This is a genomic window from Kitasatospora sp. NPDC057015, from assembly GCF_042673745.1.
Classification (GTDB): Bacteria; Actinomycetota; Actinomycetes; order Streptomycetales; family Streptomycetaceae; genus Kitasatospora.
In genome coordinates this window covers 91,602-108,989 of record NZ_JBHUSG010000036.1, presented here as the reverse complement: position 1 = coordinate 108,989, position 17,388 = coordinate 91,602, and the positions used below count along the sequence as shown (strand labels likewise).

The following is a 17,388-nucleotide window of genomic DNA, read 5'->3' as shown; positions in this document are numbered from 1 at the left end:
GCCTGGCGACGCGTGCAGACTCTGTTGCTCATTTCGCTGTGGGGTGTTGATCGGGTTCGGGATGATCACTCTGTGGGCTGCCTGGCGGTGGTGCGGCCCGGGAGGGTGGTCCGGAGTGTCGATGCGGCCGCAGGGGCTGCCGGAGATTCCGGTGATGACGGCGGCGGTGGCCGGGGCGGCGTTCCCGTCCGGTTCGCCCGCGATGCGGGCGAGGGACGAGCTGGCGGAGGTGTTCGCGGACGAGCCGTTCGCGGACGCGTTCGGGGTGCGCGGACCAGCGGGTTTGTCGCCGGGGATGCTGGCAGTGGTCACGGTGCTGCAGTTCACGGAGAACCTGACCGACCGGCAGGCCGCGTTGATGGCAGTGCGTGCGATCGACTGGAAATACGCGCTCGGGCGGGAGCTGACCGACACCGGTTTCGACTGCACGGTCCTGGCGAGGTTCCGGGCCAGGCTGGTCGAGCACGGCATGGAGCGCCCGGCCTTCGACCGGCTGCTGGACGCCTGCCACGAGAAGGGGCTGGTCAGCGCGGGCGGGAAACAGCGCACGGACTCCACGCATGTGATCAGCGCGGTGCGGGATCTGAACCGGCTGGAGCTGGCCGGGGAGAGCGTGCGCGCCGCCCTGGAGGCACTGGCCGGCGCGGCCCCGACCTGGCTGACAGGCCGGTTCGGGGCGGACCGGGTCGCAGAACGGGAACTGCGCTACCCGGCCCGCATCGACTCCTGGCGGCTGCTGCGGCGGATCTTCGTGCAGACCTACCACGTCAACTGCGGCGCCCGGGGGCGGGAGGTGGTCAGGGAGCGGGATGCCCACAGCGACGGCGTCCCGCCCGGCCAACTACGGCTCGCCTCCCCTTACGACCGCGACGCCCGCTGGTCCGCCAAGGGAGACGAGCTGTTCTGGCTGGGCTACAAGCTCCACCTCACCGAGACCTGCAACACCGGCACGGACGGCACGGACGGTACTCGCGGTGGCGGTCCCGCCGCGGCGCGGGGCCCCGAACCTGATCACGGACGTGGCCACCACCGTCTCGACCGCGCTGGACGTGGCCGCCACCGCCGGCATCCAGCAATGCCTGACCGAGCGCCGGGTAAAGCCCGGCGAGCACTACCTGAACTCCGGCTACCCCTCCGCCGACCTCGTCACCGCCGCCGCCCGGCAGGGCAGCACCATGATCACTCCGCTCCTGGCCGACCACTCCCGCCAGGCCCGCGCCGCCGAGGGCTTCGACGTGGCTCGGCCCTCGGCGAAGGGCGTGGTCACAGTCTGGACCGGTGCCGCAACCGCCCAGCAGGCTGTGCAATTCGCGGTCGCAGAGTGGCAGAAGGTGCCCGCCAACGAGCGCGCTCATCAGAGCTGGAGCAAAGCAGAGCAGAGCAGGATCGAATCGGAAAGAATATCGGCTTCAACCCGGGCGTCGACCTCAAGGCCCCCTGGGAGGTTTGAGTGGACGTCACCCCGGGCGATCCTGCCTATGAGTACAGGCCCGGCGGGCATCCGTTGCCAGCCGATCCGTCGAAGAAGACCGCCACCGGCCGGAGGGTTGTCGTCCAGCTGAAGCATATTGCCAAACATCCGGATATTTTCATCGCATACACGGCATTCCCCAAATAGTCGAAGCGGAGACCGATAAAGAACATGGAGCCACTAGGACCCGGCGGAGACTTCGGAATCTCCGGGCTCGGCATGAAGATCGGCGGCCTGTACGGCCCGGCCGATCGGGCTGGGACGCTGGAATTCGTCACACTCCGCCTCGATCGAACGGGGCCGCAGGAAGCCGCGGCATTGAGCACGGACGTCCACCGGCTCGTCGCATCCGCCCTCTCCGACACCGAGCTGGAGACACTCTGGATTTCCACCACCGGCAGACGATTCGCCCCGGGTGGCGGACCGGGTGGGATCAGAGATTTCCTGGTCGAAATCGCGGACATCTGTGCAAGATCCATTCTGGCAGGTGATGAAGAAGCCTTCGCAGCTCAAGCCTTCCAGTTCGACTCCGACTTGATCCATCGTCAGATCGTGAACGAGCTCGATACAGTCCGCAAGTCTCTGCTGGAACGGTGCGAACCCTCCATCAGGGAATCGATCGTTCCCCTGCTGGAGCGCGTGGTGGGAGACCTGGGGGCGGACCTCGGGATGCGTCTCTTCCTGCGAGCCCTGAAGTCGTCCTTCGCCCCCATCGGGCTGAGCCGGCTGGCCAGGCTCGAAGCGATCGGCGAACAGCTCGGCTACAGCGATCTGGTCGTCGCGGACGGAACCCTCAACACCCTTTTTGATATGAACGACTGAGTCACCGTCGTCCGCAGGCGTGGCGGCGCGCCGCGTGAGCGGGGCGGACCCCGTGATGCGTACCGCCCGGCGGCGGGTCCGGGGAGCATCCTGCGAGGAACAAGCCCGCCCCGTGACGGACCGGCCGCTGTACGGTGAGTGCAGTCGGTACCGGGGCCGGAGCCGGACGGCGGGACCGTGGTCACTTCCGCGATCCCGCCGCCGTCGACGGCAGCCCCGTTCAGCCGGAGCGGAGCGGCCGGACAGCAGCCGACGGAGGTATCAGCGGCGGCCCGGGCGACGCCGCGGGGCGATCGGGTTCGACGGAGCAGGGAGGCGGGCCCCAGGGGGCTGGCGCCCGCCTCGGGTCCTCCGGAAGCGCCCAGCAGGTGCAACCATGCGGTGCGAGGCGGGCTGTCGAGGTCTCGGCCGACGGTGCCGGGCGGGGAGCGGGACATGATGGATGACACGGGGCGCGGTGCCGTTGCGCTGGCGGTGGCCCTTCGAGATGCCCATTTCAGGCTGAAACGGCTGGCGCGGGTCTGGGAGGAACGCGCACAGGCCCGGGCCGTGCGTGGACGCGAGTCGCTGGGGCCGCTCTGGCAGTACTCGGACGACCCGGACGAGGCCTCCTACACCGATGGCCAGGTGCTCGGGCTGGCGGGCAGTCTCACGGTGGTCTTCGCGCTGTCCGTCAGCTTCAGGGCCAGTGGCACGGACATCCTGGCCGGCGTCTGCGTCGAGGACGACGCGGGGAACAGCGAGGAACTGCTCTCCACAGGACCGGAGGAGTTTCCCCCGAGCGCCGAGGACCTGGTCGTCGAGATCGGCCGCTGCCTGGACCGAATGGAGCAGCTGGACCTCTCGGACGTGGTCCGCTGACCCGGCCGGTCACGTGGCGGACCGCCCCTGATGCAGTCTCGCCACGTGATCACGATCGACAGCTGGAGTACTACGGGAGTGCTGACGGCTCGCCCGTCAGGGCACCGGGACGCGGTACGGCTCCGGGGCCGGCTCGGCCCGGTGGTGGTGGCGGGCCTGGCGGAGCGGCCACCAGAGGGCGCGGCCGAGCAGGGCGGCGACGGCGGGCACCAGGACCAGGGACAGGACGACGGCGGAGAGCAGGATGCCGAGCGTCAGCGCGAAGGCGACTTGTTCGCTGCCCGGGGTGGCGGCGAGGGTCGCGAAGGATCCGGCCAGGACCAGGCCGGCCGTGGCGATGGCGGGCGTGGTGTGCCGTACGGCGCGGGCGACGGCGGCGCGGGGCGGGCCGGGGCGCTGCATCTCCTCGCGGATCCGGTCGGTGATGAGGATGTTGTAGTCGGTGCCCAGCGCCACGACGAACAGGAACAGCACCAGCGGGAGGGTGAAGCTGACGCCCGGTTCGCCCAGCCCGTGCTGGAACACCAGGGTGGCGGCGCCGAGGGTGGCGGCGAAGCCGAGCCCGACCGAGAGCATCAGGACCAGCGGGGCGAGCAGGCTGCGCAGGAGCAGCAGCAGGATCAGGGCGATCAGGGCGGCCGCGACCGGGAAGACGATCGCCAGGTCGTGGTCGACGGCGGTGGAGATGTCGGCGAATATCGCCGCTGTGCCGCCCACGTGGGCGCTTGTCCCGGCGGGTGTGTGGGCGGCGACCGCGGCGCGGACCGGGCCGGAGGCCAGGTCGCGGGCGCGCCGGCTCTGCGGGTCCGCGGTGAGGTAGAGGTCGATCCGGGCGGCGCGCCGGTCCCCGTTGAGGACGGTGCCGCCCGTCTTGCCGACGCCCTCGACCTGGGTGAGGGCGTGGGAGAGGCCGTCGAGCCGGTCGGGGGTGAGGGTGGTGCCGTCCGTGGTGACGACGTAGACGCTCGTCGGGTCGGAGACGCCGGCCGGCAGGGTGCGGGAGATCTCGGCGGCGGTGGCGGCGGCCGGGGTCCGGTCGTCGGCGCCGCCGAGGCCGTAGTCCATCCGGATCCCGGTCATCCCGGCGGCCAGCGCGCCGAGCAGGGCGAGGGCGGCGAGCAGCATCGGCAGCGGCCGCCGGGCGACGAGCGCGCCGAAGCGGGCGGCGAAGCCCTCGCCCGGCTGGCGGCGCAGGCTGCGGGAGGGCCAGAACATGCCGCGGCCGCAGGCGGCGAGCAGGGCGGGCATCATGGTGAGGCTGCCCAGCAGCATGACCAGGACGGCGACGGCGATGGCCGGGCCGAGCGAGCGGAACTGGCCGAAGCTGGCCACGCCGAGGGTGGCGAAGGCGGCGACGATGGTCAGCGCGGCCGACGTGATCGCGGTGCCCACCCGGGCGGTCACCTGGGCGGCGGCTTCGCGGGCGGGCTGCTCGGGCCGGGCCCGCAGGTGCTCGCGGAAGCGGAAGAGCAGGAAGAGCAGGTAGTCGACGCCGATGCCGAGCAGGACCACGGAGACCAGCCCGGGGGTGCCGGCGTCGAGCTTGAGGCCGGTCAGCGTCGCGGCGACGGCCACGGCTCCGCCGGCCACGCTGCCGATCATGGCGACGGCCAGCAGCGGCAGCAGGGCCGCCGCCACGCTGCGGAACACCAGCACGTTGAGCAGGACGATCAGCCCCATGACGAGCGCGCTGCCGACGGTTGCGGCGGTGCGGTGGGCGTCGGCGGTGTCCGCGGCGTCGGCCAGTCCCCCGGTGAACCCGGTGCGCATCCCGGCGTCGGCGAACTGGGCGCGGGTGGCGTCCCGGAACGCCCGGTAGACGTCCTGGACGCCGTCGTTCGCGGCGTTGCCGGTCAGTTCGACGGATAGCAGTTCGAACCCGCGGTCGGGTGCCACCATGGCCGGGGCGACCCGGGGGGTCTGGGACCGGTCGGGGACGAGGAAGGCCGGCGCGTCGTCCTTCCTGGGCATGACGACCCGGCGCTGGGCGAGCTTCGCCGCCTCGGCCTCGACCCGTTGCTGGTCGGCGGCGGTGAGGGCCTGGCCGTCGGTCCTGGCGACCAGCACCGTGACCGTGGTGGCGTCGGGCTTCATCCCGAAGTTCTCCTCGGCGATCCGCAGCGCGGCGGCCGAGTCGTAGCTCTTGGGCAGGAAGTCCCCGGTCTGGGACTGGGTGACGCGGTCGAGGAGCATCGGGCTCAGCAGGGCCAGGGAGATTCCCAGCACCACCCAGAGGGTGATCACCTTCCACGGGTTCCTGGTGGAGTATCCGGTCAGTGCGCGGATCAAGGTTTCCTCCGGCGGTGGACGCGAGCGTCCGCAAGGTCGGTCTCGGCTCCGGGGGTTCCCGGCCGGGTTCCAGACCATCACCCGGGGTGGGCCGCGGACGTCCCCGCGACGGACGATCCGCACCGGGCCCCTGCTCCTCGGCTAGGTCCGGACCCGGGACCGTGGTCCTGGTCCGGGCCCCCGTGATCGGCCGTGGGGACCATGCCGGGGTGGGGTGGGCCGATGCCAGAATGGGGTCGTCGGGCCTGTTCGGAGCCTGTTCAGGGTCTCATCAGGGCCTGATCGGGCTCATCGGCGCTCGTCAGGGCTCATCGGGGCTCATCGGTGGGGCGCGGCGCGGGCCGGGCACGGAGGGGGGAACGGACATGGGCGGTCATCAGCGCCCCACGGTGGACGCGGCACTCGGGGCCGACCCGGCGCACGCGGCGCACCCGGCACAGCGGGCTGACCGGGCGAGCGGGAGCCCGGGGCCCGGCGGGGTGGCGGACGCGCCGCCGGAGACCGACGGCGTGCCGTGGACCCACACCGACGCGCTGGTGGCCGCCGGCGCCTGCGCGCTCGACCTACTCAACTTCCTGCTCTTCAGCGAGATGGACGGGGTGCGCCGGGTGACCCCGCCGGGCCTGCTCCTCGTCGCGCTGTCGGCCCTGCCGCTGCTCGTCCGGCGCAGCCACCCGGTGCCGGCGCTCGCCGTGGTCCTGGCCGTCGAGGCCGCGATCGACCTGTCCACGCCGGCGAGCACCCACTTCGGCGCCGTCCTGATGGCCGGCCTGTACTCGGTCGCCCGGGCCCGGCCCGCCCCGGTGACGGCGGCCGCCGCGGCGGCGACGACGGTGCTGACCACACTGAGCCAGAGCCACCTGCACGTCCCCTCCTGGCAGGCGCTCGCCGGCACCTCCTGCTCCACCCTGCTCGTGGCCGGCGCCGGACTCGCCGTGGCGCGCTGGCAGCGGGAGGTCGCGGCCAACCGCAAACTGCTGGCAGACCGCGCGGTGGCCGAAGAACGCCGCCGCATCGCACGGGAGTTGCACGACATCGTGGCGCACCACATCACCACCATGCAGCTGATGGCCGGCGGCGCCCGGGCCAACCTCGCCCACCCGGAGGTGGTCCGGGACGCCCTGGTCACCCTGGAGTCCTCCGGGCGGATGGCCCTGCGGGAGATGCGCCAGCTCCTGGACGTCCTGCGGGCCGGCGACGAACCGGACACCGCCCCGCCCGCGCCCCAGCCCGGGGCCGAGGACCTCGGCCGGCTGGTGGACGAGTCCCGGGTGGCCGGACTGCCGACCGACTTCGGCGTCCACGGGCCCCGCCGCCCGCTGCCGCCCACCGTCGGCCTGACCGTGTTCCGGATCGTCCAGGAGGGCCTCACCAACGCCCGCAAGCACGCCGGGCCCGCCCGCGCGAGCGTCACCCTGACGTACGGTCCGGACCGGGTCACCGTCGAGGTGCGCGACGACGGGGGCACGGCGGGCACGGACGGCGCCGCACCGCAGGAGTCGGTGCCGGCCGGCGGCCGGAGCGGGTACGGCCTGATCGGCATGCGCGAGCGCGTCGCCCTGCACGGCGGCACCCTGCGGACCGGACCACGTCCGGAGGGCGGCTTCGCCGTCCTGGCCGACCTGCCACTGGCCCCGGATGAGACGGCCGACGCGGCCGTCCAGCACGGAACGGCGACCGCCCGGTGAGCGGGGACGGTGACGGCCCGGTGAGGTCGGACGACGGCGGCCCGGCGGGCACGGCGGCACCGGGCATCCGGGTCCTCATCGCGGACGACCAGCCGCTGGTGCGCCGCGGCCTGTCCCTGATCCTCTCCCCCGACCCGTCCTTCAAGGTGGTGGGCGAGGCCGAGAACGGGGAGCAGGCCGTCACCGCCGCCCGCCTGCTGCGCCCCGACGTCGTGGTGATGGACATCCGGATGCCCGTGCTCGACGGGGTCGGCGCGACCCAGGAACTGGCCCGCACCCTCCCCTCCTGCCGGGTCCTCGCCCTCAGCACCTTCGACATGGACGAGTACGTGGTGGCCGCGCTGCGCGCCGGCGCCCACGGGTTCCTGCCCAAGGACGTCTCGCCGGAGGAACTGGGCGCGGCGATCCGCACCGTCCACGCCGGCGAGGCGGTGGTCGCCCCGCGCCTGCTCACCCGGCTGATCTCCACCTACGTCCGAGCCCCGGTCGGCGCCGCCCCGCCGCCGGTCACCGACACGGGCGCACTGACGCCCCGGGAGGTCGAGGTGTGGCGGCTGATGGCCACCGGCCTCGACAACACCGAGATCGCCCGGGCCCTGGACATCAGCCTGTCGACGGTGAAGAACTACATCACCAGCATCTTCGGCAAACTCGACGTCCGGGACCGCGCCCAGGCGGTCATCGCGGCCTACGAGTCCGGCCTGGTCACCGCACGCACGGGCGGCGGGTAGCGGGGGCCTTCCGTCTGCGGACTCCTGCCGCCCGCGAGCTCCACCTGCCCAGGTGCTGGACGGAGGATCGGGACCGCTGCCGCGCAGCGAGGATCCCCGACGGGCGGGAGTTCCACACCGAGGGCCAGCCCGGCGCGCTCGGCCTGGTCCTCAACGCCCTGGTGCTGTTCGACACCCGCTGCATGGACGCCGCTCTCAGCCGGCTGAGCACCGACGGCTTCGACGTCCGCGACCGGGACGTCGCCCGGCTCTCGCCGCTCGTCCGGCACCACGTCAACATGCTCGGCCGGTACGGCTTCCTGCCGCCCGAGATGCCCGGCGGCTTGCGGCCTTCGCGTAACCCGGTTGCCACGAACGAGAGTTGGGACGTGCCGCCGACAGCGGTTCGAGAATCCGCTTGGTACGCCGTTGGCCGAGTGCTATGAACACGGAGTGACTGTGTTTGTGTGCTCGGCCTGCGGGCTTTCCCTCACCGGACCGCTGACCGGGCTGACCGAGATGCCCGCCCGCCCCGGGGACCAGGGCCACCCCAAAGCCGACGGATCACGTCGTGCCACCGCGACCGTGCCGCTCGGCTTCTTCGCGCTGGAACCCGAGCCGTGGGGTGCACCGCTCGTGCCCACCGACGAGTGCCGAGAGGTCTTCCCCGGAGGCCCGTGCGTCGCAGACCCGGACGGGAACGGGTTCCTGGTGTCCGCAGGCCCCCGGAACACCGTGGTTCTGCACCCGGACGACGCCCGCGGCCTTCGAGAGGACTCCGACGTCTTCAGGCACTGCAGCGGATGTTGCGGCCTCCACGGTGAGGCGGGCATGAACCAGCAGTTCCCCTGCGGCGCGCACGTCGGTACCCTCATCAACGACTGCAACACCGCGTATGAACTGCACCTGGAACCCGGCCAGGTGCGTTCGATCACCGATTGATTCTTCGGCCGGCACAGCCGTAGGGTCCGGGCGGCTCCGGCACCCGGATCGGCATGTGCGGCCTCGTGGTTCACGTTCGCGTATGCGAGGGGCTCCGTACTCACCACCAGCCTCCATTCGTGTCCGCCGGCAGTGCCCGGCCTTGGTGAAGCTGGCACGAGCGGCAGCGCGCGGCCCAGTGGGGCGGGTAGGACGGGGGCGGGGTCGCAACGAGTGGGCACACGGAGTGACGAACTTACCTCCCTCGCCGCTTCGCCTGCCAGCCGTTCACTCACTGGCACTGCTGGGCCAGACTATGGGGATGGACGCTGACCTCTACCCCGACCTGGCTGCTGCGGGCAGCCTGACCGCAGCGCTGGAACTGGCGGCGGCCGAACTTGGTGTCGAAATCACGGTGGTTCCCCACGAAGGCGGCTCCCCGCTAACGGCGGGAATCTCTTCGCCGGTCTCAGGGCGAAAGGCGATGTCCATCTACATCGGCTCGCACAGTCGCCTGTTCAGCGTCTCCGGATGGGGCGGCCCGGGCATCGAGCTGATCACCGGGGCCACGCCGGACCTCGCGGACGTCGTCAGGGCCGGGGTCGCCTGGAGGGAGGGCATGCCCCTGCAGGAGCTCACATTGCAGCTGCCTTTTCTGCGCTCCAACGAGCGTGCCGAGGCGCACGAGCGCGGTCCGGCGGCGGTGGTGGAGCTTCAGTGGCGGAACATGCGGGAACAGGCAGCCGATGCCCCGGGCTTCCCGGAATTCGACGCACTCGTGGAAGCTGCCTTTGCCGAGCCGCGGCTGCGACAGCTATACGTGTACTCCAGCCACTGGACACTCGGCTTCAGCTCCTGCACCGGATTCCCCTTCCGGGATGAGATCGCCATCGCCCCGGCACACAAGGGCAGCCCGTACCGCGTGATGAGCCACCCACATTCCAACGCCATCGGCGAAACCACAACGGCCGAGGACGCCGTCACCCTGGCGGTGTTCCATCTCCCTGTCGGCCTCGGCCCGGCCACCACGGGATCCGTCGTACGGGATGATGGCATCTGACGGGAGTGACTGACGGTGACCGAAACCTTGGCCGGTTGACTTCCCGCCAGTGGCCGCAGGCGGGGAGATCCAACGGCTCTGATCAACATTTCGGGATGACCGAGCGTAAACGGCCCACGAGCAGGAGGGACACGGAGGCTACCCTTCCTGCACTGGTCGACGGCGCAGTCCTTCTGGGGTGAAGGTGAAGCTAGCGTCGAACGGAGTGTCACCACGGCGGACTGCCAAGAGCAGTGGGTGCTCGCGGCTCGGAGGCCAGGAAGGCTCGGTGTCCGGGTCGGTGCCGTTCCAGAGGTGAAAGAACAGCATTGGCGCGGAGGGGTCTGCGGTCACGTAGCCGAGCGTCTTCCCGCAGTAGGGGTTGGTGCTGCCGAAGAGCACCGACGGCGCGCCGAAGGCCGAGATCACGTCGGCCCACGCCCGGTCCTGACTGGCCCATGAGTCGATGGCGGCAAGCATCGTGGCGTACTCGTCCGCGCTCAGCACCCGGTCCAGCTTGAGCCGTCCCTGCCGGTGCGCGAACTCCGCGTAGACGGAGGCCACGCTGGTGCCGTGATCAGCCGGCAGGGCGCCCTCGAAGGCACCCTTCACGCCGGTCGGAGTCCATGCCTTGCGCTGCTCCAGAGCGCGCTGCTCATCGCCCCATGCTTCCTGGCGAAGCTCAACGAACAGGAGGTGATCCAGCGTCAGCCGGATTGCGAGCTCACCTCCCCGCATCCCCGGTCGGCGGAGGGCGTCGTTGAGCTGAGTGACGGGGTGGGTGTGGATCTGTTCCGAGGAAGCGAGAGGGGCGTTGGCAGGCATGCCGTCAGTCTTTCGCACCGCAGTCGGCAAGCCGGGCTCAGGGTGTGAGGAGTATCCGGCCTCGCAGAAGGTCGAAGCCGGCCCGCCCGCAACCTTGGCGTTTGAGGAATTCGACCAGGTTTATGTTGCCTCGCCCATGCCACTGGAAGAGTGCAGGGTCAGTCCGGCGATCACGGCGTCGAAGTCCTTGTAGAGGTTGCGGGCGAAGCTGTGCAAGGGCGGCAGGTCGCTGCCCTCAACCGCCTTGATCCAGCGCGGCAGAAGTCGGCCTTGGCGGTTCGTCATCATCTTGGCGAAGTCGCTGATGTGCCTGAGGAGGTCGGCGAGTTCGGGGCAGCCGGCCCCTCTAGGCTCCCTACGGTTCCCGGAGCCATCGCGACCGACCGGCCCGTACACGCTTGAGGCCCGGCGGAAACCGTCCCGGCCGGCCCCGGGCCAGGGGCGGACGCGACGGTCACGGTCTCGCCGAGTATCTGGCGGGGGGCAGCGCCCCGCTCGACCGGCAGCCGGCGCCCACCGGACCGGGCGGGCACGGGAAGGTCGGCGGCGGTTCGGAAAGGGGCCGCCTGGGCGGGCCGGCCGTCGCGGTCGGGACAGGCGCGGTCAGGACGGGTGGCCCGCCGCCTACGAGGCGTCCGGTTCCGTGGGAGCCGTTCCGCTCGGTTCGACGAACAGGGCCAGGTAGCGGAACTCCCCCGCGGCCCCGGGCTGGAGCGAGTACGGCTGCCAGCGCAGGGGGTAGGTGCCGCGCAGGACCCGGGTGTTGGGCGGGTAGTCGCCGCCGCCCCACAGCAGTGTTCCGGCCAGTTCGCCGCCTTGGTGCAGCCGGAACTCGAAGTCGCGCGGCCGCTTCGCCGACGGCTTCGGTTCCCTCCACAGGGCCGAGGTGTTGGTGACCATCAGGGCCAGGCCGTTCTGGTCCGGCCGGGCGCAGAAGCTCTCCAGGCGTGCCACGTCGAAGACGAAGTCACGCCTGGAGACGTCGGGGGCGCCGTGCGGCTTCAGGGCGTACTGCTCGCCCGAGGGGCCGGCGCCCACCGCGCCGCTCCAGGCGCTCTTGATGTACTTGAACTCCACCGCCGTCCGGCCCTGCGACGTGATGCAGAGCAAGTCCAGGTGCTCGACACCGTCCGAGGTGCTCTGGCGCACCTCCAGACGGCACTGCACTTCAGGGTCGAGCTCCCACAGCACCCGGGCGAACGCGTGCTGCAGGTCCGCCTCCGAATGGAACACCGGCCGCATCCGGGCCAGCTCAGCCATCACGACCGGCAGTGGCACCCGGCCGGCGACAAGCTCGTCCATGTCTCGGTTCACCTCTCATTGCTCAAGACTCGCCGAGCGCCTGGACGGCTCGGCCGTCGCAGCGGGAGTCGTCCGTGTGGGGCGCCTCGTAGGTGTCAGGGTTTTCCGGTGGTGGTGCTGTTCTTCGTCTCGCGGTCGTACATCAGCGGTATGCCCTCGCTGTTGTAGCGGGTTCGGGTGAAGGTCTCGAAGCCGAGGGCATGGAGGTCGGCAAGGACCATGCGGCTGTTGCCGGGGTTGGCGACGACGGCGCGGGCGATCTGCTTGACCGGGAACAGCCGGCCCGCGACGACCACGGCCTGGGTGTCGATCGTTTCCGGGGTGAGGTCCCGCGCGGCCTGCAGAACGGCGGCACGGTCGGTGAGGCGGTCGCGGGGCGGCAAGGGAACTCCTCGGGCGGTTGTCGGTCGGAAAGGGAAAAGGCGCCGTGCAGGGACGGGATGCGCACTGTCCGGCAAGATCAGGGGAGGCCGGCAGCCGGCCTTCAGCGGCCGCTGAAGGCGTCCTTCGGGCCGGAGAGCAGTCCTTGCTCACCGGGCACGAATCGGCTGGAGGGATGCTCCTCGTCGCGGAGCGCCGCCAGTTGTCGGACCAGGTGTTCCTGTTCGGCGTCGAGCGTGGTGGGGATCTCCACCTCGATGTGCACGATCAGGTCGCCGCGGCCGCCGCCGCGCAGGTGGGTGATGCCCCGGCCGTGCAGCGGGACGGACCGGCCGGACTGGGTGCCCGGGCGGATGTCGACGTCGTGCAGCCCGTCCAGGGTCTGCAGCGGCACCTGGGTGCCGAGGACGGCGGCGGTCATCGGGATGATGACCGTGCAGTGCAGGTCGTCCCCGCGCCGCTGGAAGGTCGGATGGGCGCTCTCTTCGATCTCGACGTACAGGTCGCCGGCCAGCCCGCCGCCGGGGCCGGCCTCGCCCTCGCCGGCCAGCTGGATCCGGGTGCCGCCGTCCACACCGGCCGGGATCTTGACCGTGAGGGTGCGGCGGGCGCGGATCCGGCCGTCCTCGCAGACCAACTCCGGGCAGGAGGCCGGAACGAAGGTGCCGAAGCCCAGGCACTGCGGGCACTGGCGCAAGGTCGTGGTGGTGCCCAGGAAGGACCGGATGACCTGCGAGACCTGGCCCCTGCCGCTGCACGTGTCGCACTCCTGCACGAAGGTGCCGGGGGCCGTACCCTCGCCGGAGCAGGTGGCGCAGGTGACGGCGGTGTCGACCTGGAACTCCTTGGTGGTGCCGAACGCGGCCTCCTCCAGGGTGATCTCCTGCCGGATCACCGCGTCCTGGCCGCGCCGGCGCCTCGGCCTGGGGTACTTCTCCGTATCGGGCCCGCTGGGACGGTGGAAAGTACCCTCCGGGCCGTCCGTGTGGTTCCCGGACCCGTCGGGGCCGTCCGGCTGCGGTGGCGCCGTTGCCTCGGCCAGCCGCTGCGCGGCCTCCTGTTCGGCGTGCTCGCGGATACGGGCGGCGTCCGCCGCGGCCTGGGCCATCTCCTCCCGGGCCTTCGCCTTCGCAGCAGCCAGCTCGTCCGCGACCCTGCCGCGCAGCCGAGCCAGTTCGACGGCCGCCTGGTCGCGTTCGGCCTGCGCCTCGACCAGGATCTGCTCGGCGCGGGCAGCGGCCACCGCCCGGATGCCCTCCGCCTCGCTCACCGCCGCCCTCAGCCGCTCCTCCTCCGCAGCCGGACCCTCCTCGCCACCGTCACCTCCGGCATCCGGTGTACCCCGCCGTGGCGCAACCGCACCGCCCTCCACCGGGTCCGGGCCAGGAATGCCGCGCCCGCGCCGGTCCGCCACCTGCAGGCGCACCATGTCCTGCCAACGCAACCGCCAGGCCTCCAGGCGGGCGTCGTCGTGCCGCACCGGACGGCCGTCGTCGATCGTCAGCAGGGTGCGCACCACCGCCATCAGGAAATCCAGGCGCGGCAACCGCCGGCCGTTGAACGCCTCGCTCAACGCCGACACCGACAGCGCCCGCGCGGCCGGCGCCTGCCGGCCCAACGTGCGCAGCGCGGGGTTGCCGCAGGAGATGCGCAAGTCCCTCAGGTCTTCGGCGAAGCGGGCGAGTTCCTGCTCGAAGGACGGTGTCGGCAGCTGTGTCGAGCCGTCCTTGTCGCTCACCCTTGTCTCCCCCTTGCGTGGTGTGTGGCTCCAGGCTAGAGGGGGCGGCAGCGAACGGCAGCGAAATCGGCCGAACAGCCGCTGCCGGGGGCGGCGTTCAGTCGGGGTACGGTTCGGTTCGCCTCTGACCTGCGGCGATCGAGACTCTACGAGAGTGTTCGTGCGGGCCCTGGAGGCGGCCGGCCGGGCTCTGTACTGGCAGACATGAATCCCACCGGCAACACCGCCCAGCCCCCCGGCCACATCCACCGGCACGCCCCGGACCCCGCCCTGCGGGAGATCTCCGGGCCCCCGGCCGACGGCCCCGCCCCCTCCCCCGACACCGACGGCTCGGCGCCGCCGCCCGGTCAGGAGCCCCGGCCGGTGCCCGTCGGGGAGGCCACCGCGATGCCGGAGGGCCGGCCTCGGGCCGCGGGCGTGGGCGAGAGGGTTCTGGAGCTGGTCGCCCTCCTGGTCCTCCTCGCGCTCGCCACCGGGCTGTTCGTCATCGGGGGCACCGCCGCACTCACCGCCGTCACCAGCGTCGCCACCGGGCTCTTCATCACCTGGCGCACCAACAACCGCCCCCGCCCCCGCCCGTGATCCGGGCGCCCGGACGCCCGGACGCCCGGACGCCGGTCATCTCCCGGGACACTCCACCTGCCGAGACGGCAGCGTCGGCCTTGGGGGGCGGACCGGGTGGGTGGAGTGCTTCGGAACCGGTCCCGATGAAGGATGTCGCCGTGCGGCTCGGCCCGCTCACCACCTCCGCCGCCTCCGGGCGAGCGACTCGGCCTCGACGAATTCCTTGCGCAGCCGCACCGCCGGCCTGCCGGACACCCCGGCACTCGATCACCCAAGCCCGCACGGACGGCAGGGCGAGGCCACCGACCAGCGCCGGCCCCGCCCTCACCGCGCCACCCGCGCCACCCGCGCCACCCGCGCCACCCGCGCCACCCGCGCCACCCGCGCCACCCGCGCCACCCGCGCCACCCGCAGGCTGGGCCCAGCCTGGGCCCAAGGGCGACGAACAGCTGGGGCTCGGAACGCAGTTCGCCGGGCATGGTGCCCAGCGTCGTGCAGGCGGGTTGAGGGCGGTGGCGGAGTCTGCCACGAGCGCGGGCGGATCCTCGCCGACACCGCCCTGGTCCCGCCCCGCCGGACGCCCCGCCCCTGACGGACGCGCCCCCGGCCGCGCGTCCGCGCGGCGGGACTGCGGCCTCGCCACCGGACGGACGGGTCACCACCGCGTCCGGCGGGGCGGCGCGGACGCCGGTTCAGCGTGCTTCTCCGGGTGGGGCCTGGGCACACGCGAGCGCCTGCTCGGTCAGCCGGCGCAGCTCCTCGTCCTGGAGGACCGCCTCGTAGCCGTCGAGCAGGGACAGGCGGCGCAGCGACTCCCGCACCCTCAGCAGTGCGTCCCGGATCGCCGGGCTGATCCAGCCGATCCGGATGAGGCCCTGGAGCGCGTCGCGGAAAGATCCGAAGCTGTCGTCGCCGTCGGCGATCGGCAGGACGAACTCCTCCAGGACCTGCACGGTCGGCTGCGTCCGGCCGGTGATCGACCAGAGGGTGGTCGCGGCGGTGAGACGCCGCCCCTGGGTGCTGTTCTCCAGGATCGACCGGACCCGGTCGGCGTAGGGGGCCGCGGCGGGGCCGAAGCCGGCCAGGGCACCGATCGGCCAGTATCCGGGTGCCTCGGACGTCATGACCGCGTCGCCGACGAGCCGCAGTGCGGCCTCGCGGTCCGCTCCGATGCACGCAGCGGTCATGGCCACCCACGGAAAGCTGCCCGGGGAGTCCAGCGCCTCACAGGCGCGCACCGCCGGTTCAGCCGAGGCGGCGGTCGGCCCCATCGCCCGCAGCACCCCGAGTACGGAGACCGAAGCCCCAGAGTAGGCAAGCAGCGGAAGGAGATCGGGCAGGGCCGGCAACGCGTCCTCGCCCCAGGCCTCCAGCACCGCAAGGAATACGTGGGGCGCGCCGCCACGGGCCCCGGCGTCGCGGATCGCCTCCCGTATTGCGGGCAGCAGGACGTCCGCGTGCGCGCGCAGCGGGGTCAGCACGTCCTTGGGATCCGGCCGTCTCGGATCACCGAGGCAGTAGCCGCGGCCCTGCTCCTCCTCCTGCGCGCGGAGTTGCCGGACGAGTCCCGGCAGGGCGCGTGGGTCGCCGATCCGGGTCAGTGCCCAACGGGCGATCTCGCCGACCGTGCCGTCGAAGTACTCGTCGGCCCCGTCGTCGTCGAGCAGTCCGGCGAGCCGGTCGGCGTACGGGGCCGACACCGGGCCGAGCGCGGCGAGGAGGTTCGCCGCCCGCAGCCGGACGGCCCCGTCCGGATCGTCCAGCAGAGCGCCCGCCAGCGGCAGGAGCACGGGTGCCACCGCCCGCCGTCGAACGAAGAGGTCCCAGGCAAGGTCCAGGGCCGCGCGGCGCAGCAGGGTGTCCCCGCCGCTGCCCGCCGCCCCGGTCAGCCGGACGACGAAGGACAGGTTCGCCTCCAGGTCGTGCTCCAGGCGCCGGGAGATCCACCAGAGCACGTGCTCGCGGTTGCAGGAAAGCCCGAACTCCGTCTGGTACCACGTCTCCTCGAACCGTGGCCGCACCGCAGGGTCGGCGAACACCTCCACCAGCCGGTCCAGGTGCCGGACCGCCAGGTCCTGGTCCAGGCCGGCCGAGGCGTACACGGCCGCGACCCAGGGCACCGGGTCCTCCCCGGTCAGCACCTGCGCCAGCACGGCCCGCGCCGCCGCGACAGCGCCCCGGTCGGCCTGCGGCGAGGCTGCGGCCTCGCCGAGGGCCAGCAGCAGCGGCAGCCGGACAACCGCATCCGTCTCCACCCGCCACCGCTCCAGCAGCCGGGCGACGCTGCCCGCGAGCGGGATCGCCGCCCGCCGCACCACCGGATCCGGGTCCGCGAGCAGGGACCGCGCCCCGGCCCGGTCCTCGTCCGTCGCACCCGACCCGTTCATGGCCACCAGGAGTTCGACGAGGGTGACCCGGGCGCCCATCGCCGGGTCGGCGGCGAGCGCCACGACGAACGGCAGAGCGGCCGCCGCCGCGGACGGCATCACGCCGTTCCGGCCGGTCAGGCACTCGAACAGCCGGCCGCTGTCCTCCTCCGTCGCCCCCGGACCCGCCACGGCGAGCCGGCGCAGCGTCCGCGGAACCTCCGCCACCGGGTAGTGCGGATGCGCCGTCTCAAGCCCCTCCCACGCCACCGCGTCCAGCGCCTCCAGGGACATCCCCGTCACCGTCATCCAGCCCACCACCACGCCGTCCTGCTCGCCACCGGCTGTCATCGTCCGGGAAACCGGCCGCCCTGTCGCCCGAATTCACTCCGCCTCGCTTCCGTGACGGGC

15 protein-coding genes and 2 pseudogenes are annotated in these 17,388 nt (G+C 72.4%); 10 read left to right on the top strand and 7 right to left on the bottom strand.

Annotation, left to right across the window (positions count from 1 at the left end; translation table 11 throughout):
* Positions 1-121 precede the first annotated feature (121 nt).
* The 4 genes from ACFTWP_RS28335 (at position 122) to ACFTWP_RS28320 (ending at position 3,154) form a co-directional block, all read left to right on the top strand.
* Positions 122-1,450, top strand: coding sequence for a transposase (locus ACFTWP_RS28335; RefSeq protein ID WP_380267719.1), 1,329 nt, complete (start codon positions 122-124; stop codon positions 1,448-1,450).
* Positions 1,451-1,618, top strand: coding sequence for a hypothetical protein (locus tag ACFTWP_RS28330; protein ID WP_380267715.1), 168 nt, complete (start codon positions 1,451-1,453; stop codon positions 1,616-1,618).
* Positions 1,619-1,690: 72 nt separating this feature from the next.
* Positions 1,691-2,293 carry a hypothetical protein gene (locus ACFTWP_RS28325; RefSeq protein WP_380267714.1) on the top strand — a complete coding sequence of 201 codons (603 nt, stop codon included), beginning with the start codon at positions 1,691-1,693 and terminating at the stop codon, positions 2,291-2,293.
* A 549-nt stretch (positions 2,294-2,842) separates the two neighbouring features.
* Positions 2,843-3,154 carry a hypothetical protein gene (locus tag ACFTWP_RS28320; RefSeq protein WP_380267713.1) on the top strand — a complete coding sequence of 104 codons (312 nt, stop codon included), beginning with the start codon at positions 2,843-2,845 and terminating at the stop codon, positions 3,152-3,154.
* Positions 3,155-3,250: 96 nt separating this feature from the next.
* Here the strand turns inward: ACFTWP_RS28320 and ACFTWP_RS28315 are convergent, their stop codons facing one another.
* Positions 3,251-5,443 (bottom strand): MMPL family transporter, encoded by a 2,193-nt coding sequence (locus ACFTWP_RS28315; protein ID WP_380267712.1) that lies wholly within the window; start codon positions 5,441-5,443, stop codon positions 3,251-3,253.
* 365 nt (positions 5,444-5,808) lie between these two features.
* Here ACFTWP_RS28315 and ACFTWP_RS28310 point away from each other — a divergent pair, with 365 nt between their 5' ends.
* The 5 genes and pseudogenes from ACFTWP_RS28310 (at position 5,809) to ACFTWP_RS28290 (ending at position 9,822) form a co-directional block, all read left to right on the top strand.
* Complete coding sequence (locus tag ACFTWP_RS28310; RefSeq protein WP_380267711.1) at positions 5,809-7,131, top strand: sensor histidine kinase; 1,323 nt, start codon at positions 5,809-5,811, stop codon at positions 7,129-7,131.
* 20 nt (positions 7,132-7,151) lie between these two features.
* Positions 7,152-7,862, top strand: a complete 711-nt coding sequence (locus tag ACFTWP_RS28305; protein WP_380267710.1) for a response regulator — start codon at positions 7,152-7,154, stop codon at positions 7,860-7,862.
* A gap of 32 nt (positions 7,863-7,894) precedes the next feature.
* Positions 7,895-8,287: pseudogene (locus tag ACFTWP_RS28300) on the top strand (Tn3 family transposase); the annotation flags it as partial.
* A gap of 7 nt (positions 8,288-8,294) precedes the next feature.
* Positions 8,295-8,783 (top strand): hypothetical protein, encoded by a 489-nt coding sequence (locus ACFTWP_RS28295; RefSeq protein ID WP_380267709.1) that lies wholly within the window; start codon positions 8,295-8,297, stop codon positions 8,781-8,783.
* A 301-nt stretch (positions 8,784-9,084) separates the two neighbouring features.
* Entirely contained in the window at positions 9,085-9,822 is a 738-nt protein-coding gene (locus ACFTWP_RS28290; protein ID WP_380267708.1) for a DUF6193 family natural product biosynthesis protein, read from the top strand.
* Between the two features lie 138 nt (positions 9,823-9,960).
* Here the strand turns inward: ACFTWP_RS28290 and ACFTWP_RS28285 are convergent, their stop codons facing one another.
* The 5 genes and pseudogenes from ACFTWP_RS28285 to ACFTWP_RS28265 all read right to left on the bottom strand — a co-directional run.
* The gene (locus ACFTWP_RS28285) at positions 9,961-10,626 is read right to left on the bottom strand and encodes a hypothetical protein (RefSeq protein WP_380267707.1); all 666 of its coding nucleotides are present in this window, start codon (positions 10,624-10,626) and stop codon (positions 9,961-9,963) included.
* A gap of 120 nt (positions 10,627-10,746) precedes the next feature.
* On the bottom strand, positions 10,747-10,914 hold the full coding sequence (locus tag ACFTWP_RS28280; protein WP_380267706.1) for a hypothetical protein: 168 nt from the start codon (positions 10,912-10,914) through the stop codon (positions 10,747-10,749).
* Between the two features lie 336 nt (positions 10,915-11,250).
* On the bottom strand, positions 11,251-11,928 hold the full coding sequence (locus ACFTWP_RS28275) for a hypothetical protein (protein WP_380267705.1): 678 nt from the start codon (positions 11,926-11,928) through the stop codon (positions 11,251-11,253).
* A 95-nt stretch (positions 11,929-12,023) separates the two neighbouring features.
* The gene (locus tag ACFTWP_RS28270) at positions 12,024-12,311 is read right to left on the bottom strand and encodes a hypothetical protein (RefSeq protein ID WP_380267704.1); all 288 of its coding nucleotides are present in this window, start codon (positions 12,309-12,311) and stop codon (positions 12,024-12,026) included.
* Between the two features lie 101 nt (positions 12,312-12,412).
* Positions 12,413-13,318: pseudogene (locus ACFTWP_RS28265) on the bottom strand (DnaJ C-terminal domain-containing protein); the annotation flags it as partial.
* Positions 13,319-14,251: 933 nt separating this feature from the next.
* Between ACFTWP_RS28265 and ACFTWP_RS28260 the strand changes: the two are divergent.
* Positions 14,252-14,629 (top strand): hypothetical protein, encoded by a 378-nt coding sequence (locus ACFTWP_RS28260; protein ID WP_380267703.1) that lies wholly within the window; start codon positions 14,252-14,254, stop codon positions 14,627-14,629.
* Between the two features lie 674 nt (positions 14,630-15,303).
* Here ACFTWP_RS28260 and ACFTWP_RS28255 read toward each other — a convergent pair.
* Positions 15,304-17,328, bottom strand: coding sequence for a hypothetical protein (locus ACFTWP_RS28255; protein WP_380267702.1), 2,025 nt, complete (start codon positions 17,326-17,328; stop codon positions 15,304-15,306).
* Between the last annotated feature and the right edge of the window lie 60 nt (positions 17,329-17,388).